Below are 25,063 nucleotides of genomic sequence, written 5' to 3'. Positions count from 1 at the left end.
TGATTATTGTATAATATATTTTTATAAAAATGTTTTATAGCAGTATGCTAGTCAAAAATCATTGACTAGCACATACATTTAAAAACGAGAATCTACAGCATCAGCTAATTGTTCAATAATCGACATACTATCTTTCCAATTTAAACAAGCATCAGTAATAGATTTTCCATATATTAACGGTTGATTCGCTATTACTTTTTGAAAACCTTCTTCTAAAAAACTTTCTATCATCACTCCAAATATAGCTTTAGAACCATTAGAAATTTGATTCGAAACAGAATTAGCTACATTTTTTTGACGCATATGTTCTTTTAAACAGTTTCCATGACTAAAATCAATCATCAAATGTTCTGACAAATTAAACTTACGTAAATAACTTACTGCTGCATTGACATCACTAGCATGATAATTAGGAGAGCGACCACCTCGCATAATAATATGACCGTATGGATTTCCACTAGTATGATTTATTGTCATCTGACCATCTTTATTAGGCGCTAAAAATAAATGTCGAACGCTTGCTGCACGAATGGCATCAACAGCAATTCGTATATTGCCATCTGTACCATTTTTAAAACCTACTGGGCAAGAAAGTGCAGATGCCATTTCTCTATGAATTTGACTTTCTGTGGTTCTAGCTCCAATAGCACCCCAACTTATCAAATCTGCAATAAACTGTCCTATTACCATATCTAAAAATTCTGTTGCAGCAGGTAAACCTAAAGCGTTAATATCTAATAATAATTTACGCGCTACAGCTAGTCCATGATTCACTCGAAAACTACCGTTTAAATCTGGATCTGAAATCAATCCTTTCCATCCAACAACAGTTCTTGGTTTTTCAAAATATGTGCGCATTATAATTTCAAGACGATCTTTGTATTTTACGCGTAATTCACATAATCGGTGAGCATATTCCACGGCAGCAATAGGGTCATGCACTGAACATGGACCTATGACTACTAACAAGCGCAAATCTTGTCCTGTCATAATGCGAGCAATATTTTGTCTTGTCGTGATCACGTTGTCCATAATTTCTGAAGTGATAGAATACTTTCTAGCTAATTCAGATGGAGTCACCAATGGATCAATTCGTATTGTACGTAGTTCATCTGTTTTTTTCATTTTTTTCTCTAAATGAATTTTTTCTAAAAAGAAAAACAAGATGTGATAATAATCAAAAAAAATAAATAGTAATGAATATATGTTTTAATATTTTTTCAATACATGTAATGTAATACTATTAATTTTATATTTAATCATTTTTAGAATTAATTAAATTATTTTATTTATATTATCACATTTTATACTTATATTTAAATATATGTTTTGCTCATCCGTTTATTATACATTTATAAATATATTACTTTAAGGATCTATCTTCTAAAAAAGATGCAATATCGGTACCATACATCCATGACATCGTTAAACGATAAAATATCACCAATACCACAGGACCAAAAAATAAACCAATCATTCCAAAGGTTAATAAACCACCAATCACTCCAGATAAAATCAATAAAATAGGTAAATTAGCGCCCATACTTATTAAAAATGGTCTAAGTATGTGATCAAGTATAAACACTACGCTACTCCAAACTAATAATATTGTACCCCAAGTATTATTATCAGTCCAATAAAGCCAGGAAATAGATGGTATTAAAATCGGCAATGGTCCTATCTGTATTAAACAAGAAAAGAAAATAATTATCATTAATAATGCCCAATAAGGCACACCAGAAACCAGCAATCCTATACCAGATAATACAGCTTGAACTAAAGCTGTTACTGCTATACCCAGTGCTACAGATCTTACTGCTTGTACTGCTAATGAAATAATAACATCACCATTTTGAGCGCTGAGACGTCGTGCAAAACGTTGAGTCATTGCACTAACTTTTTCACCGTTCCAGTACAACAAGACACTAAATAGCAACATAAGTAATAAATGAATTACAAACAATCCAGAGTTTTTCGCTTGGTTAATAATAAAGGCTGTTGTATGTCCTAAATATGGTTTAATTTCTTGAATTAATGAACCTCCGTTACCATCTAATAATTCTTGATAGCTGATAAACATATTTTTACCAATTAGAGGAACATCTTGAAGCCATAATAATTTTGGCAGTTCTAATGTGTTTGCAGCGCACCATTGAATTAAAGGTGTACTAGTAAATATTAAACTCTGAACAATAAAAAAAACTGGAACAATAAACAAGGTTAACAAAAACGTCATCATGATCGCTACTGCAAAAAAACGTTGCCCTAGAAAAAATTTTTCTATTTTTAACATAATTGGCCAAGTTGAAATGACAATCATACTAGCCCAAGAAAAACCTAATATAAAAGGATGAAGTACTAAAAAACTAAGAACACTTATGGCAATAATAAATATTAGTGATAAAATAGACTGAGACAAATCCACATGTTCTTTTGGATTTTGCATATAATTATTTCACCTCAATATTTTATACTATAAATAGTTTTTAAAAGAATATGTTGAGTTTTATAAAAAAAGATATTGTTGTACAATATAAAACAATTATAACATTAAATTGTGTAAAAATAATTAATAAAAATTATATTCTTCACCATATCAAAATACAATTTTAAGTAACTAAGAATTATGTTTTATTTCAAATAAATATATTTTAAAGAAGAGAAAATATGAAAAAAAAAATCGTTGATCATTATATAATTAATAAAAATAAATGGAAAGATTTCTCTATCACTGAAGATGCTATAAAACAAATCTTATTTTTAATAAAATCTAATCCTGATAACAAAGGCATAAAATTAGGTATAAAAAAATCTGGTTGTGCAGGGTTTCGATATAATATGGCACTAATAACACATGCAGAATTTCAAGAAAAATATAAAAAAAAGATGAACACGTTTGTTTATAAAAATATTGTAATTTGTATTTCTTCTGAAGAAATACCATTTTTATCAGGAATTAAAATAGATTTTGTACAAAACAATATCAATAAAATATTTAAATTTTATAATCCTAAATTAAAAAATTTTTGTGGTTGTGGAGACAGTTTTGCAATTGATAACAATGATATCACCAACATAGCAGACAATGATTTTTTTTACCTCTAGATAATAAAGTAAATTTACCAAATAATTTTTCTTGATTCTTCAATAAACAATTTTTATTTACTTTTATACCATTGATAGAAATAGAATTAGCAGAAATCATTGTTTTAGCTTGAGTGCGAGAAGTAGCTAAAGAAGATAATACTAAAGCCTCTTGTAAATCTATTATTGTTTTTATTTGAACTGAAGGAATACCATCTTGTTGTAATTGTTGTAAATCGCTCTCTCTAATATGAGAGATATTTTTAAAAAAAAGAAATTCTGTAATTCTTTCTGCAGCTAATAGCTTTTTTTCTCCATGCACAAAACGAGTCATTGTTCTCGCAAGAAAAATCTTATCATTAATAATACCATTATTAATGTATTTTTCTTCTTCTCTCTTGTTGATTTCTGATAAATTTATAAAAGTAAACAATCTCAAAAATCGATATACACTAGAATCTTCTATATTCATCCAGAATTGATAAAATTTATAAGGACTAGTTTTTTTAGAATCTAACCAAATTGTTCCTAATTCTGTTTTGCCAAATTTAATTCCATTAGACTGCGTTAAAAGTGGCATAGTTAAACCATATACTTCTTGCTTAGTTTTTCGATGGATTAAATGCATTCCTGAAGAAATATTTCCCCATTGATCTGCTCCTCCAATTTGAAGCGAAACATTATGTTCTTTATGTAAAATAAAAAAATCATATGCTTGTAGTAAATTATAAGAAAATTCTGTAAATGAAATGCCCTGATCTGGTCTTGAAATGCGTGTTTTTACTGCAGATTTATTAATCATTGTGTTGATAGAAAAATATTTTCCAATATCACGCAAGAATGAAATAATATTCATCTTACTAAACCATTGATTATTATTTAATAATAAAGCTTTTTTGTTATTACTATGACAATCTAAAAAATAACTGACTTGTTTACTGATTTTTTCAGTCCAACAGTCAATATTATCATGACCATGCATCTCTCTTTCTTGATGTTTAAAACTAGGATCTCCAATTAAGCTCGTTGCTCCTCCAATTAAAACAATAGGATGATGACCTGAAATTTGAAATCTTTTTAAGGTAATTAATGGTAAAAGATGACCTATGTGTAAACTTTCTTCTGTAGGATCAAAACCACAATAAAGAGAAACAGAATTATTTTTAATGAGTGTTTTTAAATTGTTTTCGTGCGCAACATGAAATATTAAACCTCTATTCTGTAACGTTGTAATTAAATTAACTTCACTCATTAAAAACCTCTTTCTTAAAAATAAATGTTAATTGATAGTTATTTTTTTCAAAAATTAATCATATTTGTATTTTTTTAAATTAAATATATTAAGCTAAATCAATGAGAACTTCAATCGGTAAAACGGAAAAAGTTTTTGTCAATTTAATTCGGTTCAATATCTATAAACCATCTTATTTTTTTAGAAATAGAAAATAAATTTATCACTTCTATACATTCTTTTAACAAACGGTTTAGTTCTATACAAGATACAGACTGAATTAATAACTGATAGCATTTCTTTTTCGAGTAATTTATTAGTAAAACAGGATGAGGACCTAATAGCCATATAGCAAGATTGCAATATTTCGATCGTCTTATTAAAATTTGACGAAATAATGTCAAAAATAAAATATTTTTCTCGTCATTAAGATGCTTTGAGTAAATTATAATCTGACAACTCCAAGGAGGCAAAAACAATGTTTTTCTTAACTTTAAAGTTTTATGAGCAAAAATATAATACGTATTATTACATAATATATTCAAATTTGTTTTATTTAAATAAGATGTTTGCAGCAGAATTTTCAGAGATTTTTTTTTGTGTTTTGTTAATTTAATCAAATTAAAATAAAATTGTGCAAAATATTCTATTTTTCGAAATTGGAAAGAAAAAAAATAATGATCGACTGTGATTAAACCTATCAAATGCACATGAGGAAAAAAATAGTTTTCAACAATCTCTTCAGTGATAAATATAACACATGGTATGGAAAAAGAAAATTCATGGGATAATTTATCAAAAAAATTTTTTTCAATAAATTTTTTGTTATAAAAGAAAAAAACTGGTATTTCGGGGAATAAATTTTTTATGATATTTTCATTATCTTCTATAGTGATAGTAGTAGAAATTAACAAAAAACAGCCACAATTTTGACAGCAAAAAGGTTTTTTAATTTTAATAAAGCAAAATCTACAAAATAAAGTGTCATCATATTTATTAAATTCAAAATATACATTACAATGATTACATTTAAATATTAATCCACACATATCACATTTCAATATAAAGAAAAACAAGGTTTTTTTGTTAAAAATCAATAATGTTTGTGTATTTTTATAATCATTATTTATTTTATTAATTAAAGTTAAAGACAATCCACATCTTATTTTTTCTTGTTTTAAATCAATAATATCATTATTAACTGTTTGTATATCATTATTGTCATCGAAATGTATAGACAAGCATTTTTTATAAAACACATTGCATAAAGTTTTTAAAGAGGGGGTGTCGGAATCTAAAATAATAGGTATATTTTCTCTATATGCTCTTAATATTCCTATATCTCTATAGTTATATCGACATTCTTCAGTATTTTTATATTTTAAACTATGTTCTTCAAGAATGATAATGACACCTAATTTACAAAAAGGCAAAAAAATACTATTTTTTGTTCCAATGATAATAGAATTATTACCATTTTTAATTTTAATCCATGTTTTTAAACATTGATGATGAGTTAATTTTACATGAAATACATCAATAATAACATCGAAAAACTTTTTTAAAAAAACGACAATGATATTGATGTTTTTAACGTTCGGAACTACAATTAATATTTGCATTTTTTTATACAATAGACATTGGATCAAACCAAAATAAAATTTAATTTTTTCATATAAACTGATTTTAGATAATAAATAAGATGAAAAAAATTTTTTTTTCAATATTTTTTTTATAAAAATTAAATGTTTATCATTTAAAAAAATCTTTTTTTTAACCTTAAAAAAAGAATATAATTGCAAATCTGATTTCGAAAAAATTTCTACTGTACAGAATTTTTGCACTACTAATTTTTTTAAAACTAACTTAGATAATTGATATTTTTTTAATTCAAAACTAAAAATACTTTTTTTTTTAATATTATTAACGCATTAATGTGTTGTGTTTTCTTTTTTATATCATCTATCTCTGTGTGCTTTCCTTGCTCTGTGATAGTCCATTTATAAATTAAATCATCTTTTACAACAAAACCATTTTTTAATATTTTTGGTAAATGAGCAAAAAAAATAATCCCGATAGGACAGTGATAATTTTTGTTTATCCACATTAATAAATCTAATAAAACACGTGTATAAATAGATTTAGTATCAAGAATTTCTTTAACAAGCTTTAATTTTTTGTTATTGATATTATCTTTTTGATCAAAGGAAATAACGATCCCGATAATATCTTTAGAACGAAATGGGACAACTACTCTACCTCCCAAAATAGGTTTTATTGTCTCTGACATAATGTACTCAAAAGATTGTCTAATTGGAACAGGTAATGCTACTTTGACAATAATCACTGTTACACCTATAAATCAATTTAAAAATATATCAAAATACTTTTGCTTCAAATTCGCAAAAATGACGTATTATACAATCGTTACATTTAAAATGACGTGCGGTACAAATGTATCTACCATGTAAAACAAACCAATTATGCACGTTGCGTTTAAAAATAGTAGGGACGACTTTATTCAATTTTTTTTCCACTTGATTTACATTTTTACCTCGAGCAAAATTAGTGCGATTAGATACTCTAAAAACATGTCTATCAACAGCAATAGTATTTTTCTTAAATAATATATTCAACAAAATATTTGCTGTCTTTCTTCCTACTCCAGGAAAAGATTCTAATTTTTCACGAGAATTAGGAATCACCCCATTATATTTTTTTTCTAATAATAAGGCAGTTTTAAAAATATTTAACGCTTTAATATTATATAACCCAATTTTTTTTATGCAATTTTTAAGACTATCGATGCCTAATGACAAAATATCTTTAGGAGTATTTGCTATTTTAAACAATTTTTTTGTAATTTTATTAACGATTCTATCAGTAGATTGAGCAGATAAAATAACAGCAAGCAATAACTCAAAATGTGAAGAAAAAATTAATTCTGTTTTAGGATGAGCGTTGTTTTTTGAAAAAATTGATAAAATTTGTAAACGTTTTTCTGTATTCATTTTCTAATTTTGATATTCTTTTTTAAACAAGAACATAAAACCTGACACGAAATAACTTTGTTTTTATTATTTGTATCTATAAAATTTTTGAAAGCAATTAAAAAACCTAATACAAAAAACCCTCCAGGCGGTAAAGCAAATAATAACATTGTGAAATCTTTTTCTAAAATCTTGATAAAAAAAGAGTGATCTATGTATGGAATAATTTTATGCAAACCAAAAAATAATGTTCCATGTCCTAATATTTCCCGTATTAAACTGATTATAAACATAGAAAGAGTGATGCCTAATCCTATAAATAAACCATCGAAAAAAGATAGAAATATAGAATTTTTATACGCAATAAAATCTGCTCTCCCTACAACAATACAATTTGTGACAATCAGCGGAATAAAGACACCCAAAGATCGATATAAATTAAATTGATAAGCATGGATGAACATCTCTATAGATGTGACAATAGATGAAACAAGAAGCATATAAATAGGAATTCTTATTTCTTTAGGTATAACTCTTTTAAACAGAGAAATGATAGTGTTGGTAACAATTAACACAAACGTTGTTGTTATTCCTAATCCTATGGCATTAACAGCATTAGTTGTCATAGCTAAAACTGGACATAATCCTAATAATTGAACAACAGAAGCATTGTTTTTCCATAATCTATTATGTAAGAATTTTTTAATTTTCATGACTTCTTTTTTGTAAATATTTTAACAGAAACGGAATTTTCTTAATTAGAACAACAGTTCTTTTTACAGAGTTAGTTACTGCTTGTGGAGTGATAGTAGCTCCTGTAAATTGTTCAATTGAACCGCCATATTTTTTTAATACAAAATTTTTATCTTTTAAAGAAGAAACATACATATTAGAGAACTTAGTAATCCAATTAGAAATAGAAATCTCTATTTTATCTCCGATTCCTGGAGTTTCTTGATGCGATAATACTCTTACACCAATAATTTTTCCATTAAAATAAGCAGCTACTAGCATCTTAATAACACCGCAATAACCATCAGGAGCTGTTGTTTCAATAATTGCTGCTTGCGCCTTCTGATTAGAGTCAAGTAATACCCATAAATGATGCTTATGATCATCACCTAAAAATTGGTTTTGTATAAAATATAACCTTTTTTTAAAATTTCTTAGGACGTATGAAGGTATCACTTGTTCTAATAGTAGTTGTTTTTCTTTTTCTTTTTGATGAACTATTTTAATTTGGGTGAGATCATTAATAAAGACAATAATAGCAATAGAAAACATAGAAAAAGAACAAAGCAAAATAGAATTTTTTAAGATTTTATAAGTTGTATCATTAATTTTCATGACCATATCCAGATTTATTCACATAATAGTCTATTATCGGAACGAGCATATTTGCAAACAAAATTGAAAATGCGATACCGTCTGGATAATCACTATAATTTCGAATTATCCACGTTAAAATTCCTATTATGCAACCGAAAATTATTTTTCCAAGATTTGTGCAAGAAGTAGTAACGGGATCTGTAGCGATGAAAAAAGCACCGAGCATCGTACCACCAGAAAAAATATGAAAAAATGGAGATAAAAATAATTCTTTTGAATAATAAGAAGATATGAAGGACAAAAATCCTAGAGAAGTTAACAATGTTACTGGAATACGCCAGCAAATAATTTTTTTAAAAATTAAAAAAAATCCACTTAACAAGCAACTAATATTGATATATAACCAACTTTTTTCTATATGAAATGATGCCAATGATATTTTTTCTGGAACATCAGTATTTTTTTTGTAATGTTCTGTCTTAAAATGACTTAATGTTGTAGCTTCAGTAAAAAAATTACAATCAGATTCTAAATAAATTTGATTTATCAAGTATGTTTTTTTGCCAAATACAATATTATTAAAAGATTGTTGAATATTTTTTAAGGAAAAAAGATCGGTATTACTATAGTTCCAATTATTCATATTGATTGGAAAAGATATCAATAACACTGTATATCCAAGCATTGCTGGATTAAATATATTATGACCAATACCACCGTATAAATGCTTAGCAATAACAACCGAAAAAAAAATACCAATGATCATCATCCAATAAGGAAATAGAGGTGGAAGACTCATACTAAATAAAACAGCGGTTAAAATAATTGAATTATCTTGCAAATAATCTTTTACTCTTTTTTTTCGTATTTTTAATAATACAAATTCTATAGATAAAGATAGTATTACAGATAAAAAAATTTGTATTAAAGTTCTAAAACCGAAAAAATAACATTTTAATAAAATAGCTGGCACGCAAGCCAGTATAACTAAAAACATTATTTTTCTGACACTATACATGTTCTTTATATAAAAAAAATTCATTTTTTTGTATATTTCTATTAATATAAATTGTATAAAATTCTATTTTTTTCTATTCATGCGTTTTATTGCTTCTTGAACAATTTGTTTTCTTATTTTTTGTTTTAAAAAATTTTTTTTCTTCATATTATTAAGATCAATTTCTTTTGCTTTGACAGAAAAATGTGTTGCATAATTATTATTAATCATAGTATATTTTTTATTTGATAATCTTTTTTGTCTTTCTTTAAAACGCAGAAAAGATGATTTTTTAAATATTTTTTCTGAAATTAAGTTTTGAAGAATCTGTTTTTCTTTTTTAAAATACTTAACTAATGAAATCTGACTAGGACATATTTTTTCGCATATATTACATTCAATACAATCGAACACATTATATTTTTTTGTTGCTTGATGATCGTTGTTTTTAGCATACCAGTAAATCTGTTGAGGAAGTAAATTAACTGGACATAATTCTGAACATTTTCCACATTTAATACAGCTTGTTGTAACAATATTATTATCTTTTTTATCTAACTTCACCCAGATACTATTAGTCTGTTTAAGTATTGAATAATTTAAGTCACGAATCATCGTTCCCATAAAAAAACCTCCTGAACGAATGTTCAAGTTGATTTGTTGTTTTAATCCTATTTCTTTTAAAAAATCTTTTATTGTGGTACCAATTCTGACCCAAAAATTTTTTAAAACAAAATCTTTTTCATTAAAAAGGGTCACAATTCTTTCTATGAGTGGTTCTCCATTAATAATCGCTTTTTTTATAGCATATATTGTGGAAACATTAAAAACAAGACAACCTATATCAATAGCGTGTTTATTGTAAGGAATTTCATTTCCTGTTAACATTTTTACCAGCACTTTACTACTGCCTCCAGGATATTTATTTTTTAAAATACAAATTTTAAATGAAGGTTTATTTTTAATAGCACATAAAATTTTTTTAATTATGATATGATGATGTTCTTGTATCGCTATTAAAACTATTTCTGCTTTAGTTATCCAAGATATAATCTCACATCCCTTTAAAATATCTTTTATATGATGACATAATAAAGAGTTATCCGATATTGCATATGGTTCGCTTTCTACTGCATTCACAATTAAAGTGTGTACTTTTCCGATACTTAAAGTTAATTTTTTTGCAGATGAAAACTGACCACCTCCAAGTCCAACAACACCAGCATGATGAACTTTTTTAATCAATGTTTGAGCGGTATATTGTTCATAATTAACTATGGGTTTTAATCTAATCCATTGATCCAAATTATCGGATAAAATAACAATGTTTATTTTTTTTTTGTCCTTAGAAATAAAATCGGAATCACAAAAGATATCTTTTATCCAACCAGAAGTCGGAGAATGCATTGGAACTGTAAAATCATCACCAAAAATTAAAGGTTGTCCACGTAATATTTTTTGATTAATGTCTACACGCAATTTTATTTTGGAAAAATCTCCCTGAACAGAAATACAAAATTTTTTTGGAAGATGTAATGTTTTTATTAAATAATTTTCTTTTTTAATATTTTTATATGAACAATCTAAACCTCCTTTAAAATCATATTTTTTTTTAAGTTAAAAAACTTAAATAAAACTTTTTTGAGCCATATTATCAAACTCATATTTTGAAAAAATTTTTTCAATCTTAATAAAATTATGTATTTCATGATGACCTTTTTTTTATTTTAATACAATTAGTTGGGCAATGTAACAAACAAATATTACAACCTGTACAAAAATCATACAATACTGTATGTATAAAATTAGGCGCACCAATTATTGCATCTACTGGACAAAAAATAACGCATTTTGAACATCCCACACAATTTTTTTCATCTATCCAAACGACAGTATCAAAGATTTTTTTTTGAGTCATCAGATCAAGTTTGATAGTTTTTTGTAAATTTAATACTGTAGCTATTTTAAGTACAATTTCGGCACCACCTGGAATACATTTATCAATTTTTTCAGATTGCTCAACAATAGCTTTAGCATAAGGATAACAACCAATATAACCACACTGAGCACATTGGCTTTGAGGTAGTAATTCATTAATTGTATTAACATCAGAATTATTTTTTGCATTTAGTTTATGTGCCGCACAACTAAGGATAATGCCAAAAAAAAAGATGCAATACCAAAAATCATGATAATTAACATAATTATATTTTAATTAATCCTTTGAATCCCATAAATATAATGGACATAATACCAACGGTAATTAATGCAATAGGCGCACCTTGAAATGGTTCCGGAATATCAGAATACGTAATACGTTCACGTATACAAGCAAAAACAATCATTATCAAAGTAAAACCAACAGCTGCACCAGTAGAATAACATATAGATTCTAAAAATGTATGATTCATGTATAAACTGAATAATGGAATAGCTAGTACTGTACAATTTGTAGTGATTAATGGAAGAAAAATACCAAGCAAACGATATAAAACTGGACTAACATGGCGCAAAAAAATTTCTATAAATTGCACACTTACTGATATAATTAACATATAAGCAATAATTCTTAAATACAATATATTTAAAGGTAACAAAAAAAAAAATTCACTAAAGATAATAATACGGTAGATACAAAAACGACAAAAAATGTTGCAAAACTCATTCCAATGGCTGTTTCTACTTTATTTGAAACACCTAAAAACGGACAAAGACCAAGAAATTTTACTAAAATAAAGTTTTCTATTAATATATTAGCCATAAAAATCAAAAAATAATATTTCATTTTTTTCACTACAATAAATTTATACATATTCAGTAATATTTTATAATTTTCTAGTATAAATGAATTTTATTTTTTTTCAATTAATCATATTTTTTTTTAAAAAACGCTCTGTTGTATCTACAATAGTTTGAGTATATAAATCAATTTCCATATTCAGTATACTACCATTTTTTTTGCTTTTTATTGTAGTAGATAATAGGGTTTGTGGTATAATATTTACACAAAATTGATTGTTAACAATATCGCCAATAGTTAAACTTATTCCATCAATACAAATAAAACCTTTGTAAAAAAGATATTTCATTAATTTTGTATCGTTGACCTTTAACCATATAACATGATTATTATCATATTTTTGTACATCAGACACTTCGACTGTACTTATAACGTGTCCAGATATTATATGACCACCTATTTCGTCTCCATATTTTAGTGCGCGTTCAACATTAATTTTATCTCCAATCTTTAACATTCCTAAATTAGTTTTTTTTAATGTTTCTTCTATAACATCACATATTATATTGTTTTGATGAATATGTTTTATAGTGAGACAACATCCGTTATGTGATATTGAATCACCTAATTGCAAAGTTTTAGAAAAATTAGACCATAATTTTACGGTTAATGTATCCATTTTAATTTTTTTTTCTATAAAAACAATAGTAGCAATGCCATTAACAATTCCTGTAAACATAATATTTCCTTGAGCATAAATGTTTAATTTATATGATATTTAATCATAATGTTATATTAAAATTTATATGTTATATTAAAAATAAAAATTTTTATAATAACAAACAACTTTTTTACATTAGTTTTTTAACAGATATACCCTTCAAGTATTCAATAAAATATTTGTATATTTGATGGAAAATAATATATAATAAAAATGGTATAAAATAATTAATCATATTTACAATATTTACGTTCGTAGCTCAATTGGTTAGAGCGCTACCATGACATGGTAGAAGTTAGTGGTTCAAGTCCGCTCGAACGTAGAAAAAATTTTTTTGGATCATAAATTATTGATTAAAAATATTATCTTATCATCTAAATATAAATCTTTTTTAATAGCTTATAGTGGTGGATTAGATTCCACAGTACTACTACACAAATTAATTGAATTAAAAACGCATATTCCAGAGATTACAATCCGCGCCATTCATATTAACCATAATCTTCATCATTTATCAAAAATGTGGAGCAAACACTGTGAAGAGAATTGTGAAAAATATCAAATACCATTAGTAGTAAAAAACATTAATATTGATACGAATAAAAATTACTCTGAAAAAGAATTAAGAATTCAACGTTATCGTCTTATTTATAAATGTTTGTTGATTGAAGAAATATTACTCACTGGTCATCACATGAATGATCAATGTGAAACATTTTTTTTATCTTTAAAAAGAGGTAGTGGCCCTACTGGGTTATCTGCTATGTCATTTCAAACGCAACTCGGTGATAAAAAATTTTTTCGACCGATGTTAAATCAAACAAAAAAAACATTAGAAAGTTGGGCGCGTAATAATAAAATAACATGGATTGAAGATTTTAGTAATTTTAATACAAATTATGATCGCAATTATATCAGACATAAAATTATTCCAATTTTAGAAAAAAAATGGCCTTTTTTTTTAAAAAATTGTTTTCGAACTACAAAAATATGTCAAGAAGAAACTGCTTTATTAAACTATTTTTTAATGAAAAAAATTAAAAAATTCATCAAAGATGATAATTCTTTAAACATAACAGACTTCAAGAACATCAAAAAAGAAATATGCACTGCGTTTATAAGAATGTGGATTGCATTGCAAAAAATAAAAATGCCATCTTATAAAAACATTCAATGTATTTATCATCAAATGATTTTTAGCAAAATAGATGCCAATCCAAAATTTTTCTTAAATAAACACGAGATACGACGTTATAAAAATTCACTTTATTTATTGAAAAAAAAATCTAGTTTAAACAATACCCTGTTATTTTGGCATGACAAAAACCAAACATTAATTCTTCCGAATGATTTAGGATATTTAACTAAAAACAAAAAAGGCATTGATCTTCCGGAACCTGATGACAATGATTTAATCAATATTCGTTTTCAATATGAGGGTAATATCTTAATCTTAGGGAAAAAACATAGCAAGAAAATAAAAAAAATCTGGCAAGAAACAAATATTCCTCCTTGGTTACGTCATCAAATTCCATTGTTATTTTACAACGACACTTTAATTAGCGCATTAGGTGTATTTGTTGTTAAAATTAATAATAGCAAAAAAAAAACATGGAGCATATCTTGGAATAGTAATATAATATTAAACCATCAAAATAATTTTGTATTCGAATAAACAGATTATTGACACATCTTAATTAAGTCATTGATTTTTTTTATATTGATTCTTTGATACAATGGAGTAAACTTGTTTAATTTATGATGTAATAATGGTTGATCTATGCTATCTAAAGTCAATTTTGATATTAAAAAATTTTCTGTTTTTATAGCTAGATCGGGCAATATTGGTTTTAAAAAAATCATTACTATTCTAAATAAATTAATTCCCATGCTGCAAATTTCTTGTAATACATATTGATTTTTTTCTGTTTTTTGAATTGTCCAAGGTTTTTTTTCATTAATATATTTATTTGCAATATCTATTAATCTCATAGACTCTTGAATAACAAGATTGAATTCTCTATTTTCAAAATATTTTTCAATGACAACACTTGCTTCTACAAAATATTGATATATTTTCATATCACTTAATTTTTTAGATAAATAACCATTAAAATTCTTTTCTATAAAACTAACATTTCTTGAGGCTAGGTTTACTAATTTATTTACAATATCGCTGTTAATTTTTTGAACAAATTGTTCTAAATTAATTTCAATGTCATTAGTATTATTTGACAACTTACTTGCATAATAATAACGCAAACTATCTGAATTGAAACACTTAATCCAATCTTTTGCTTTGATCAAAGCAGAAATACGTGATTTCGATAATTTAATTCCATTTATTGTAAGATAACCATGAACAAAAATACCGTTAGGTTTTCTTAAAGATGCAGCTTCTAATATTGCAGGCCAAAACAGGGTATGAAAATAAATAATATCTTTTCCTATAAAATGATATAATTCATAATTCGATTGTTCATTCCAGAGATCATTAAAATTTAATCTAGGTTTTTTATAACACAGATTTTTAAAAGTGCTTATATAACCAATTGGAGCATCTAACCAAACATAAAAATATTTGTTTGGAAATCTTGGTATTTTAAAGCCAAAATATGGCGCATCTCTAGAAATACACCATGATTTCAAACCTAATTCAAACCATTCTTCTGTTTTTTTTAAAACAGATTTTGATAAAACACCAGAATTAACCCATTTTTTTAACATACTTTTGAAAGAAGGCAAACGAAAATATAAATGTTTAGTCTTTTTTAAAATAGGCTTGCTGCCAGAAATGACAGATATAGGATTAACTAAATCTATCGGTTCATAAGTGGCACCACAATGATCACAATTATCTCCATATTGATTTTCTGCATTACAAAAAACACATTGACCTTGGATAAACCTATCTGGAAGAAACATATTTTTTACATTATCGTAAAACTGAAAAATAGTTTTTTCTTGAATCAATTTTTTTTTATTTAATATTGCGAATATCTTTCTAGATAAGAACAAATTTTCTATACTATGCGTAGAATGATAATTATCATGAGAAATATTAAAATTAATAAAATCTTGTTGATGTTCTTTTTGTATTTTTTTAATTAAATCGTTTGGCGATATCCCTAATTTTTTAGATTTTAACATAATAGCTGTTCCGTGTGCGTCGTCAGCAGAAACAAACCAAACTTCATTTCCCTTCATTCTATGATAGCGAACCCAAATATCTGCTTGAATATGTTCAAGCATATGACCAATATGAATAGAACCATTTGCATAAGGTAGAGCACAAGTAACTAAAATTTTTCTCATAAGATTTAACGTAATATTATTTTTTAAAAACATATAATATACAAAATAAAAATATTCGTAAATCATTAATTTATTAACGTCATGTTATTCTTTATCAATACGACTAGGCATGACTCCAGTTTGAATTTTATATTTTGCCTCATTACGAGAATGATAAGGATGTAATACTGCTCTAGAAAGCATTTCAAAACTGAGTGCAGCAATTTTCATTTTAGGATATAATCCTAAAGTTAATTTTCCAGCATTAAAAATTTCTAATACAATATTACCCTTCCATCCAGGATCAATACGATGTGCAGTTGCATGAATCATCAATCCTAAACGAGCTAAAGATGAGCGACCATCTAACCAACCCACTAAATTATTAGGAATTGCAATACTTTCAAAAGTAGAAGATAATACCAACGAACCCGGTTGCAAAAAAAGCGGTTTATTACGAGAAAATATTATCTCATTACTCATAGTTTCTTGTAATGCCAAGTTCATATTTTTTCTAGAATCAGATAAATTAATATAAGATTTAATATGATCATGAAAAAAACGAAATTTGTTACTAAGATGAATATCAACAGTAATACCATGAATCAATTTTTTTTTAGGATAAGGTGTAATAATTAATTTTTTCTGGATTAACAATTCTTCAATCTCTCGATCACATAAACGCATTGTTTTGCCTATTTATAGCATATTTTTTGAAAGGTTTTTATATTTAAAATATATACATAATATATATAATGTTTAATAGCAGAGATTTTTTTTTAACATCGTCTGCTATTGCGATTTTTCAATCCAAATACCATTCGCATTGCACACAGAATGCATCAAAAAAATAACGTCTACAATTTAATTGGTATTAAAGCGTTTTCTTGTACTCTTCCAATCTGTATGAAAATAACCAGTTTTGTCAATTCTTCGATAAGTATGGGCCCCAAAATAATCTCTTTGAGCTTGAATAAGATTAGCCGGTAAATTTATAGAACGATAACCATCATAATACGAAATAGCTGCAGAAAAAGCAGGAACTGCAATACCATATTGTATCGCTTGTATAACTACGTTACGTAATGAAATTTGATATTCATTAGCTATTTTTGAAAAATATGGTGTTAATAACAGGTTAACTATATTTTGATTAGAAACATACTCTTTTTGTATCTTTTCTAAAAAATTTGCTCGGATGATACATCCAGATCTAAAGATTTTAGCAATCTCACCACATTGTAAGTTCCAAGAATATTTTTCTGAAGCTTTATTTAATTGAGCAAAGCCTTGTGCATAAGAAATTATTTTTCCTAAATATAACGCTTTTCTAATTTCTTCAACAAAACTTTTTTTATCTTGAATGCGTTGATTAACACTAGGCCCTGTTAGTATTTTTGAGGCTATTATGCGTTGTTTTTTCAGAAAAGACAAATAACGTAAGAAGACTGATTCAGTGATTAATGAAAGAGGCTCACGAACTTCTAAAGCGTTTTGACTAATCCATTTTCCTGTTCCTTTTTCTTCAGCTATATCTAAAATATAATCTATTAAATATTTGCCATTTTGATCTTTGAATATAAAAATGTCCTTTGTAATATCTATTAAATAACTATTTAATTCACCTTTATTCCATTCAAAAAAAATATCAGATAGTTCTTCATTAGTCATATTCAATAAATACTTTAATAAAAAATATGCTTCTCCAATCAATTGCATATCTCCATATTCAATGCCATTATGTATCATTTTTACATAATGTCCAGAACCATTTGGACCAATATAAGCAACACATGGTTCGTTATCAAATTTTGCTGATATTTTATTTAACATTGAAGATACTAAATCATATGCTTTTTTTTGCCCTCCAGGCATAATTGCAGGTCCTGTTAAGGCTCCTAACTCACCTCCAGAAACACCCATTCCAATAAAATTAATACCATATTTAGATAAATGATTACTTCTTCGCATAGTATCTTTATAAAACGTATTACCCCCATCAATTAATATATCCTCTTTATCTAAATATGGCATAATAGACTCAATAGTATCATCTGTCGCTTTTCCAGCTTGTACCATTAATAAAATACATCTGGGTTTAGTAAGAGATTCTACAAAGTCTTTTATAGAAAAATATGGAAAAATATTTTTCCCTGTATTGTTATGAATCACTGTTTCTGTCACCGATTTAGTACGATTAAAGATTGAGACAGTGTAATCATTACTTGCAATATTTAATGCTAAATTTCTTCCCATAACAGCCATTCCGACTACACCAATTTGTTGTTTTGACATATTATTCTCCATCTATAAAATTTTATAAATTTTTTAAAAAAATTTTTTCTTATATCTGCAATAAAAAAAAATATAAACATTGAATATGTGAGATAAATTTAAACAATATCAATATAGATCATGTATATTTTATATGTTATTGATACTTTATTAATATTAAAATACACATAAAAAAAACAATTTAATCTCATATAATGATGTTAAAGCAATATGTCTATGCAGTTTTATTTCTGCTTTTTAAATTATCAAGAATCATATTGAAATTTAAATGTTGATCGTGCAACAATACAATTAAATGATAAATTAAATCCGAAGATTCATTAATCAATTCATTTTTATCTTTTTTCATTGCAGCTAATATTGTTTCAACCGCTTCTTCACCAACTTTTTGTGCTATGCGACTGGTACCAGATTGATATAAATAAGATGTATATGAATTTTTTGCACAAGTTTTATTATTTTCTATAATTTTTTCTAGTTCAAAAAGAAAATTTGTATTATTATTTTTTAAAGAAAAACAACTTTCATTACCTAAATGACATGTTAAGTTTTTAGAAGTTGTTAAAATTAAAAGCGTATCATAATCACAATCTGTAGTAATTTCAATTACTTTCAAGTAATTGCCTGATGTTTCTCCTTTTGTCCATAAGCGCTTTTTAGTACGCGAATAAAATGTTACTACACCATCTTTTTGAGTTTTTAATAAGGCTGTCTCATTCATGTATCCATGCATTAAAACTTTATGAGAAATATAATCTTGTATAATGACAGGCAACATGCCATTTGTTTTAATCCAATTAAGATTTAGTATATTTTTTTTATTTAACATAGTCTAATTTCTATTCCTTTTTTAATTAAAAAATTTTTTAAATTTTTTATGTTCACTATATTTTTATGAAAAACAGATGCAGCTAAAACTCCATCTACATTAGTACAATACAGTGCTTGATAAAAATGTTCCATATTTCCAGCGCCTCCTGAAGCAATTAATGGTACCTTACAAATTGCTCTCATCTTTTTTAGTTGTGAAATATCATAACCATTTTGCAATCCATCTTTATTCATCATATTTAAAACAATTTCACCTGCACCTTGTTCTTGAACTTTTTTTATCCAATGACATGTTTTCCATTGAGTTTGATATGTTTTGCTGATATCTCCTGTATATTGTTGTACCATGTAACAATTTTTTAATTCATCAAACCAAGAATCTATGCCTACAACCATACATTGAACACCAAAACATTCTGAAATTTTAGTAATTAAATTTGGATCCAACAAAGCTGAAGAATTAATTGAAATCTTATCTGCACCGCTTTCTAAAACATTTTTTGCATCTTTTACTGTTTTAATTCCTCCAGCAACACAAAATGGTATATTGATTACTTTTGCAATTTTTTTTATCCAACTTCTATCGACTAACTTATTACTTGTAGAAGCTGCAATATCATAAAATACTAATTCATCTATACCTTCATCTGCATAACGTTGAGATAATGGCAATATATCGCCTATAATTTGATGATCTTTAAATTGAACTCCTTTGACAACTAAACCATTTCGAACATCAAGACATGCTATGATTCGTTTTGCCAACATTTTAATGCGTCCTCTATAGTAAATTTTTTTTCTAATAAACTACGACCAATAATAACATTGTGTACTCCAGTTTTTTTTAAAGAAACAATATCGTTTAATACTGACACTCCACCAGAAGCTTGAAATTTTATATTTTTAAAGTTTTTAACAAGATCTTGATATAGCTTAAAATTTGGACCTGATAAAGTACCATCTTTAGATATGTCCGTGCATAATACATGTTTTAATTGACTTGACGAAAAATATTCAATAATGTCTTCTAAAAAATAGTTAGTTTTCTTTTGCCAACCATTAATATGAATCTCTTTTTTATTATTATTAATATGTACGTCTAATGCTAAAACGATTCTATCAGGACCATAAATATCTAACCATTTTTTCACTTGAATTTTATTTTTTATAGCACAAGAGCCAATGATGACTCTAGTAGCACCACAATCAAGAAGATTTTGTATATCTTCTATATTTCTAATTCCACCTCCAATTTGTATAGGAATAATACCATACGATAGTATTTTTTTTAATAAATTCAACTGTCTGTTTTTGCTGTTTTTTGCTCCATCTAAATCTACTAGATGCACTATTTTTATTCCCTTTAATTTATACTCTTCTAAACATTCGCGTAAATTTACATTATAATCTTTTTGATTAAGATAATTACCCTGATATAAACGAACTGGTTTTCCATTAATTAAATCAAAAGCAGGAATAATCATTAAATTATATCTCCAAAAAATTTTTTAACAGTATTGATCCCAATTTTCCTGATTTTTCCGGATGAAATTGCACTCCAAAAAAATTGTTTTTTTGTATTGCTGAAGTGAAATGATTACCATAAATTGTTGTTGATAAAGTATATTTATTAATTGGCACAACATAACTGTGAACAAAATAAAATTTAGAATAATTTGGTATGTTTTTAAATAATGGATGTGATTTTTGAAAACTAATATTATTCCATCCAATATGCGGTAATGGTAAGTCATTACTTTTTAAACGCAACACGGAAGATTCAATGACTCCAATAGTTTTTACACCTTGACATTCTTCACTAAAATTACAAAGTAATTGCATGCCAAGACATATACCTAAAATAGGTTTTTTGAAGTTTTTAATAATATTAATTAATTGTTTGTCATATAAATGTTTCATTACTGCAGTAGCAGTACCTACACCAGGAAGAAATATTTTTTTTGCATTCATAATTATAGATAAATCAGAACTAACCGTGGTTCGATAACCTAATTTTTCTACTGCAACCTTGATTGAAGTTAAATTAGCACAACTAGTATCAAGTATAACTATATTATTCATTATAATATTCCTTTTGAAGTTGGCAGTTTTTTCCCTTGCACACTAATTGCTTGACGCAATGCACAACCAAAAGACTTAAACAAACTTTCAGCACAGTGATGATCATTTTTTCCTCTAGCATTAAGATGTAATGTAATTCTCATAGAATAAACTAGGGAATAAAAAAAATGTTCGATCATTGCAGTATTAAGATCACCAACCATTTGATAATGAAATGTCGATTGAAATTTTAAATATGGACGATTTGATATATCTATTACACAATGAGATACGCTTTCATCCATAGGGACATAAAAACCAAATCTAGATAATCCATGTTTACTACCTAATGCTTGCAATAATGCTTCTCCTAAAGCAATACCTGCATCTTCTACAGTATGATGATCATCAACATTAAGATCTCCTATTACAGATATTTTTATACAAATTCCACTATGAACTGATAGTTGTTCTAACATATGATCAAAAAAATTAATTCCTGTACTTATTTCACTGTTTTCTTCTGAATCTAAAAAAACTTGAACATTAATTTTAGTTTCTTTTGTATTTCTTATCACTTGCGCACATCTGTTTTTTTTCATGATTGCGTTTTTGATTTGAATCCAATTAAACATTTTTTCTTTATATTGAATTCCAGAGATCCCAAGATTTTTTGCTAAAATCATATCTGTTTTTCTATCACCGATAACATAACTATGTAGCGAATCTATTTTTTTTAACCATGGTTTTATCATATGAATTTTAGGTTTACGGCATTTGCAATCATCATGTATAAAATGAGGACAAATTAATACATCATCAAAAGTGACTCCTTGTGAATCAAAAACATGCAACATAAATAAATGAGGTTGATTAAAATTTTCTAAGGGAAAAGATGCAGTTCCCAATCCATCTTGGTTTGTAACCATAATTAATTTGTAATCAAGGTTTGATAACTCAGACAATGCAAGAATAACATTTTTTTTAAATTTTAATTTTCTCATTGAATCTATTTGAAAATTGTTATCTGGTTCATCTATTAACGTGCCATCTCGATCAATAAATAAATATTTTTTTTTCATGCTAAACCTCTTTTAGAAAATGCTGCAGAAAATGTTTTTAATTCTTGAATGACACGAAAACATTCTGCACGTGTACCAATAGTAATTCTTAAACATTGTTCTAAATTCATCTTTGAGTTTTGTTTTCTCAAAATAATACCTTTTTTCCAAAATGTGTTAAAAATTTCTTCAAACATAAAAAATCGCACTAATATATAATTAGTATGACTGTTAAATATTTTTTTTACACAAGATAATTGCTTCAATTCATTAATCAACCAAATACGATTATCATTTAACTCTGAAACACGGTTTTTCATTATTTGGATGAAACGTTGACTTAAAGATTGAATAGCAATATTAGATACAGGTATAGATATTGGATAAGGACTAATTACTTTATTTAAAATATGTATTATTTCTTTATGCGCTAAAATAAAACCACATCTTATTCCAGCTAAAGCAAATGCTTTAGATAATGTCCTTAAAATTACTAAGTTCGAATACTTTTTTAAGTAAAATATCATACTTTTTTCAGGTATAAATTCAATATACGCTTCATCCAAAATTATCAAAGCGCGATTTTCAGTCATTTCTAATAAACTTATTAAATCGCCTTTGGAAATAATGTTTCCAGTAGGATTGTTTGGATGGCAAATATATAACAATTTTACATTTTTTAAGTTTAATTGAATATTGAATAAATCTAATTGCCAAGTATTTTTAATAGAAGGAACTTCTTTTATTGTTATGCCAGCAATTTTAGCATTTATTTTATACATATCATACGTTGGAGGACAATAAATGATGGAGTCTTTTCCTGGATCACAAAAAGCTTTAATTAGTAACTCAATTCCTTCATCAGCACCTCTAGTTGCTAAAATTTGTTCAGGAAGTACTCCTGCATATTCAGAATAAGACGATATTAAATCACTCGGTTGGCATTCTGGATATCTATTAAATATTTTTTTTTTTAATTCAAAAGGCGTAAATATAGGTGATTCATTTGCGTTTAATAAAACATCACCATGTTGACCACCAATGCGTCTTGCAGATTCATATGGTTGTAACTTTTGAATATTAGGTCTCACTAGTTTTTTAAAATTATCTATCATATTTTTTTCCCTTTAAAAAATCAGCTCGAATTTTGACAGCATGTTTATGAGCTTGAAGTTTTTCTTCAGAAGATAAAATTTCTAAAGTATTAGCTATATTCAATAATCCTTCAGAAGTTAGCTCTTGAACCAATATACGTTTTTGAAAATCAGCTACGCCTAAGGCTGAATCAACGTTAGATTTTCCATAAGTGGGTAAAACATGATTTGTACCAGAAGCATAGTCTCCTGCAGATTCTGGAGACCATGCTCCTAAAAAAACAGAACTAGCATTTAAAATATGATTGAGAATTGTTCTAGGTTCTTGAGTTTGAATAATTAGATGTTCCGGTGCATACATATTAGATATGTTAATACATTCCGATAAATCCTTGGTAACAATAATCACGCTATTTTTCAAAACCGCTTCAATCTCCAGTAATCTACTTAATGTCTTAATTTGTTGATTTAGAGCAATAATGACTTTATGAGCTAACTTTATACAAGGAGTTAATAAAATTACTTGAGAAGAAGTGCCATGTTCAGCTTGTGATAATAAATCAGAAGCAATAAAATCTGCGTTAGCATACTTATCAGCAATAATCAATAATTCTGATGGTCCTGCTAACATATCTATAGACGATCCATTAAAAACAGAACTTACTTGTCGTTTTGCTTCTGTAACATATGCATTCCCTGGACCAAAGATTTTATCAACTTTAGGTACTGTTTCAGTGCCAAAAGCAAGGGCAGCTATAGCTTGAGCTCCACCAACGCGAAATATTTTATCAATACCACAAACATTCGATGCGTATAATATTTTTTTACTGATTGGAGGCGGTGAGCATAGTACTATTTGTTTACATCCAGCAATTTGAGCGGGTATTGCAAGCATCAAAACAGTTGAGAATAAAGTTGCCGTACCGCTAGGAATATAAATACCAATAGAATTTAGGGGTAAATATATTTGTTGACAACGCACTCCAGATTGCGTTTCTATATCTACATTTGATGACATTTGCGCTTCATGAAAAGATGTAATGTTTTTTTTTGCAATTAAAATTGCATTTTTTAATTTTTTGCTTATATCATAAGACGATTCAGATATTTCTCCTTTCGAAACCTGTAAATCTTTTATACGAATTTTATCGAATAATATAGAGTAATTTTGTATAGCTTGATCACCAAAACATTGCACATCTTTTATAATTTTTTTTACAACTTTTTTTATTTTTCCACCCGTCTGTAAAACAGGTCTACATAATATTTTTTTTTGGTCATGAGAATTTAACTTATTCCAAAAAATAAGATTCTTCACATCTGTCATCATTGTTA

The 25,063-nt window shown here is 26.6% G+C and carries 22 protein-coding genes, 1 tRNA gene and 3 pseudogenes; 3 read left to right on the top strand and 23 right to left on the bottom strand.

Annotated features, from left to right (window positions below; translation table 11 throughout):
* Nucleotides 1-78 precede the first annotated feature (78 nt).
* Together D9V69_RS00605 and ydiK are read right to left on the bottom strand one after the other, a co-directional pair.
* A complete protein-coding gene (locus D9V69_RS00605; RefSeq protein ID WP_158356411.1) occupies nucleotides 79-1,125 on the bottom strand; it encodes a 3-deoxy-7-phosphoheptulonate synthase in 1,047 nt (348 codons plus the stop codon).
* Between the two features lie 238 nt (nucleotides 1,126-1,363).
* Nucleotides 1,364-2,446: an AI-2E family transporter YdiK gene (gene ydiK / locus D9V69_RS00600; RefSeq protein ID WP_158356410.1), complete on the bottom strand. Its 1,083-nt coding sequence runs from the start codon at nucleotides 2,444-2,446 to the stop codon at nucleotides 1,364-1,366.
* Nucleotides 2,447-2,667: 221 nt separating this feature from the next.
* Between ydiK and D9V69_RS00595 the strand changes: the two genes are divergently transcribed.
* Nucleotides 2,668-3,105, top strand: a complete 438-nt coding sequence (locus D9V69_RS00595) for an iron-sulfur cluster assembly accessory protein (protein ID WP_158356409.1) — start codon at nucleotides 2,668-2,670, stop codon at nucleotides 3,103-3,105.
* On the opposite strand, the gene tyrS is transcribed toward D9V69_RS00595, so the two are convergent.
* The 11 genes and pseudogenes from tyrS to D9V69_RS00545 form a co-directional block, all read right to left on the bottom strand.
* Complete coding sequence (tyrS, locus tag D9V69_RS00590; protein WP_158356408.1) at nucleotides 3,068-4,336, bottom strand: tyrosine--tRNA ligase; 1,269 nt, start codon at nucleotides 4,334-4,336, stop codon at nucleotides 3,068-3,070. The genes D9V69_RS00595 and tyrS overlap by 38 nt on opposite strands.
* Nucleotides 4,337-4,479: 143 nt before the next feature.
* On the bottom strand, nucleotides 4,480-5,937 hold the full coding sequence (gene priA / locus D9V69_RS00585) for a primosomal protein N' (protein WP_261979634.1): 1,458 nt from the start codon (nucleotides 5,935-5,937) through the stop codon (nucleotides 4,480-4,482).
* A 263-nt stretch (nucleotides 5,938-6,200) separates the two neighbouring features.
* Nucleotides 6,201-6,662, bottom strand: a complete 462-nt coding sequence (locus D9V69_RS03105; protein WP_261979633.1) for a hypothetical protein — start codon at nucleotides 6,660-6,662, stop codon at nucleotides 6,201-6,203.
* A 31-nt stretch (nucleotides 6,663-6,693) separates the two neighbouring features.
* Complete coding sequence (gene nth / locus D9V69_RS00580) at nucleotides 6,694-7,326, bottom strand: endonuclease III (protein ID WP_158356407.1); 633 nt, start codon at nucleotides 7,324-7,326, stop codon at nucleotides 6,694-6,696.
* Complete coding sequence (locus D9V69_RS00575; protein ID WP_158356406.1) at nucleotides 7,323-8,018, bottom strand: electron transport complex subunit E; 696 nt, start codon at nucleotides 8,016-8,018, stop codon at nucleotides 7,323-7,325. Before D9V69_RS00575 ends, nth begins: the two co-directional genes overlap by 4 nt.
* Nucleotides 8,008-8,652 (bottom strand): electron transport complex subunit RsxG, encoded by a 645-nt coding sequence (gene rsxG / locus D9V69_RS00570; protein ID WP_158356405.1) that lies wholly within the window; start codon nucleotides 8,650-8,652, stop codon nucleotides 8,008-8,010. Before rsxG ends, D9V69_RS00575 begins: the two co-directional genes overlap by 11 nt.
* Nucleotides 8,642-9,676 carry an RnfABCDGE type electron transport complex subunit D gene (locus tag D9V69_RS00565; RefSeq protein WP_158356404.1) on the bottom strand — a complete coding sequence of 345 codons (1,035 nt, stop codon included), beginning with the start codon at nucleotides 9,674-9,676 and terminating at the stop codon, nucleotides 8,642-8,644. The genes rsxG and D9V69_RS00565 overlap by 11 nt, the downstream gene beginning before the upstream one ends.
* Before the next feature lie 39 nt (nucleotides 9,677-9,715).
* Nucleotides 9,716-11,227: pseudogene (rsxC, locus tag D9V69_RS00560) on the bottom strand (electron transport complex subunit RsxC); the annotation flags it as partial.
* Between the two features lie 109 nt (nucleotides 11,228-11,336).
* A pseudogene (locus D9V69_RS00555) lies at nucleotides 11,337-11,833 on the bottom strand (RnfABCDGE type electron transport complex subunit B).
* Nucleotides 11,834-11,835: 2 nt separating this feature from the next.
* Nucleotides 11,836-12,416 (bottom strand): annotated as a pseudogene (rsxA, locus tag D9V69_RS00550) (electron transport complex subunit RsxA).
* Between the two features lie 76 nt (nucleotides 12,417-12,492).
* Nucleotides 12,493-13,110: a riboflavin synthase subunit alpha gene (locus D9V69_RS00545; RefSeq protein WP_158356401.1), complete on the bottom strand. Its 618-nt coding sequence runs from the start codon at nucleotides 13,108-13,110 to the stop codon at nucleotides 12,493-12,495.
* Between the two features lie 230 nt (nucleotides 13,111-13,340).
* On the opposite strand from D9V69_RS00545, the gene D9V69_RS00540 reads away from it, so the two are divergent.
* Both D9V69_RS00540 and tilS read left to right on the top strand, forming a co-directional pair.
* Nucleotides 13,341-13,414: transfer RNA gene (locus D9V69_RS00540), tRNA-Val, on the top strand.
* Nucleotides 13,391-14,767 (top strand): tRNA lysidine(34) synthetase TilS, encoded by a 1,377-nt coding sequence (gene tilS, locus D9V69_RS00535; RefSeq protein WP_261979631.1) that lies wholly within the window; start codon nucleotides 13,391-13,393, stop codon nucleotides 14,765-14,767. The genes D9V69_RS00540 and tilS overlap by 24 nt, the downstream gene beginning before the upstream one ends.
* A 5-nt stretch (nucleotides 14,768-14,772) precedes the next feature.
* Here tilS and metG read toward each other — a convergent pair whose 3' ends face one another.
* From metG to hisD, 10 genes are all read right to left on the bottom strand, one after another.
* Nucleotides 14,773-16,407, bottom strand: coding sequence for a methionine--tRNA ligase (gene metG, locus D9V69_RS00530; RefSeq protein WP_410051803.1), 1,635 nt, complete (start codon nucleotides 16,405-16,407; stop codon nucleotides 14,773-14,775).
* An 84-nt stretch (nucleotides 16,408-16,491) separates the two neighbouring features.
* Nucleotides 16,492-17,073: a dCTP deaminase gene (dcd, locus tag D9V69_RS00525; RefSeq protein ID WP_158356399.1), complete on the bottom strand. Its 582-nt coding sequence runs from the start codon at nucleotides 17,071-17,073 to the stop codon at nucleotides 16,492-16,494.
* A 177-nt stretch (nucleotides 17,074-17,250) separates the two neighbouring features.
* Entirely contained in the window at nucleotides 17,251-18,681 is a 1,431-nt protein-coding gene (gndA, locus tag D9V69_RS00520; protein ID WP_158356398.1) for an NADP-dependent phosphogluconate dehydrogenase, read from the bottom strand.
* A 214-nt stretch (nucleotides 18,682-18,895) separates the two neighbouring features.
* Nucleotides 18,896-19,510, bottom strand: coding sequence for a bifunctional phosphoribosyl-AMP cyclohydrolase/phosphoribosyl-ATP diphosphatase HisIE (gene hisIE / locus D9V69_RS00515; RefSeq protein WP_158356397.1), 615 nt, complete (start codon nucleotides 19,508-19,510; stop codon nucleotides 18,896-18,898).
* Nucleotides 19,504-20,280: an imidazole glycerol phosphate synthase subunit HisF gene (gene hisF, locus D9V69_RS00510; RefSeq protein ID WP_158356396.1), complete on the bottom strand. Its 777-nt coding sequence runs from the start codon at nucleotides 20,278-20,280 to the stop codon at nucleotides 19,504-19,506. Before hisF ends, hisIE begins: the two co-directional genes overlap by 7 nt.
* A complete protein-coding gene (gene hisA / locus D9V69_RS00505) occupies nucleotides 20,259-20,996 on the bottom strand; it encodes a 1-(5-phosphoribosyl)-5-[(5-phosphoribosylamino)methylideneamino]imidazole-4-carboxamide isomerase (protein WP_158356395.1) in 738 nt (245 codons plus the stop codon). The genes hisF and hisA overlap by 22 nt, the downstream gene beginning before the upstream one ends.
* Before the next feature lie 4 nt (nucleotides 20,997-21,000).
* Entirely contained in the window at nucleotides 21,001-21,594 is a 594-nt protein-coding gene (hisH, locus tag D9V69_RS00500) for an imidazole glycerol phosphate synthase subunit HisH (RefSeq protein ID WP_158356394.1), read from the bottom strand.
* Nucleotides 21,594-22,655 (bottom strand): bifunctional histidinol-phosphatase/imidazoleglycerol-phosphate dehydratase HisB, encoded by a 1,062-nt coding sequence (gene hisB, locus D9V69_RS00495; protein WP_158356393.1) that lies wholly within the window; start codon nucleotides 22,653-22,655, stop codon nucleotides 21,594-21,596. Before hisB ends, hisH begins: the two co-directional genes overlap by 1 nt.
* A complete protein-coding gene (gene hisC / locus D9V69_RS00490) occupies nucleotides 22,652-23,749 on the bottom strand; it encodes a histidinol-phosphate transaminase (RefSeq protein WP_158356392.1) in 1,098 nt (365 codons plus the stop codon). Before hisC ends, hisB begins: the two co-directional genes overlap by 4 nt.
* Entirely contained in the window at nucleotides 23,739-25,055 is a 1,317-nt protein-coding gene (hisD, locus tag D9V69_RS00485) for a histidinol dehydrogenase (protein WP_158356842.1), read from the bottom strand. The genes hisC and hisD overlap by 11 nt, the downstream gene beginning before the upstream one ends.
* Between the last annotated feature and the right edge of the window lie 8 nt (nucleotides 25,056-25,063).

Origin of the sequence: Buchnera aphidicola (Hyadaphis tataricae), assembly GCF_005081445.1 — a bacterium.
Classification (GTDB): Bacteria; Pseudomonadota; Gammaproteobacteria; order Enterobacterales; family Enterobacteriaceae; genus Buchnera; species Buchnera aphidicola_AE.
Note: the sequence above shows the minus strand (reverse complement) of the source record. Positions and strands in the feature narration are given on the sequence as shown.

Excerpts from the sequence above, each read along its gene's own strand:
- D9V69_RS00595 (WP_158356409.1), top strand. The coding sequence starts at position 2,668 with ATGAAAAAAAAAATCGTTGATCATTATATAATTAATAAAAATAAATGG.
- D9V69_RS00575 (WP_158356406.1), bottom strand. The coding sequence starts at position 8,018 with ATGAAAATTAAAAAATTCTTACATAATAGATTATGGAAAAACAATGCT.
- tyrS (WP_158356408.1), bottom strand. The coding sequence starts at position 4,336 with ATGAGTGAAGTTAATTTAATTACAACGTTACAGAATAGAGGTTTAATA.
- dcd (WP_158356399.1), bottom strand. The coding sequence starts at position 17,073 with ATGCGTTTATGTGATCGAGAGATTGAAGAATTGTTAATCCAGAAAAAA.
- hisIE (WP_158356397.1), bottom strand. The coding sequence starts at position 19,510 with ATGTTAAATAAAAAAAATATACTAAATCTTAATTGGATTAAAACAAAT.
- hisB (WP_158356393.1), bottom strand. The coding sequence starts at position 22,655 with ATGAAAAAAAAATATTTATTTATTGATCGAGATGGCACGTTAATAGAT.
- hisF (WP_158356396.1), bottom strand. The coding sequence starts at position 20,280 with ATGTTGGCAAAACGAATCATAGCATGTCTTGATGTTCGAAATGGTTTA.
- gndA (WP_158356398.1), bottom strand. The coding sequence starts at position 18,681 with ATGTCAAAACAACAAATTGGTGTAGTCGGAATGGCTGTTATGGGAAGA.
- D9V69_RS00565 (WP_158356404.1), bottom strand. The coding sequence starts at position 9,676 with ATGAATTTTTTTTATATAAAGAACATGTATAGTGTCAGAAAAATAATG.
- nth (WP_158356407.1), bottom strand. The coding sequence starts at position 7,326 with ATGAATACAGAAAAACGTTTACAAATTTTATCAATTTTTTCAAAAAAC.
- priA (WP_261979634.1), bottom strand. The coding sequence starts at position 5,937 with ATGCAAATATTAATTGTAGTTCCGAACGTTAAAAACATCAATATCATT.
- hisC (WP_158356392.1), bottom strand. The coding sequence starts at position 23,749 with ATGATAGATAATTTTAAAAAACTAGTGAGACCTAATATTCAAAAGTTA.
- hisH (WP_158356394.1), bottom strand. The coding sequence starts at position 21,594 with ATGAATAATATAGTTATACTTGATACTAGTTGTGCTAATTTAACTTCA.
- rsxG (WP_158356405.1), bottom strand. The coding sequence starts at position 8,652 with ATGAAAATTAATGATACAACTTATAAAATCTTAAAAAATTCTATTTTG.
- metG (WP_410051803.1), bottom strand. The coding sequence starts at position 16,407 with ATGAGAAAAATTTTAGTTACTTGTGCTCTACCTTATGCAAATGGTTCT.
- hisA (WP_158356395.1), bottom strand. The coding sequence starts at position 20,996 with ATGATTATTCCTGCTTTTGATTTAATTAATGGAAAACCAGTTCGTTTA.
- hisD (WP_158356842.1), bottom strand. The coding sequence starts at position 25,055 with ATGACAGATGTGAAGAATCTTATTTTTTGGAATAAGTTAAATTCTCAT.
- ydiK (WP_158356410.1), bottom strand. The coding sequence starts at position 2,446 with ATGCAAAATCCAAAAGAACATGTGGATTTGTCTCAGTCTATTTTATCA.
- D9V69_RS00605 (WP_158356411.1), bottom strand. The coding sequence starts at position 1,125 with ATGAAAAAAACAGATGAACTACGTACAATACGAATTGATCCATTGGTG.
- D9V69_RS00545 (WP_158356401.1), bottom strand. The coding sequence starts at position 13,110 with ATGTTTACAGGAATTGTTAATGGCATTGCTACTATTGTTTTTATAGAA.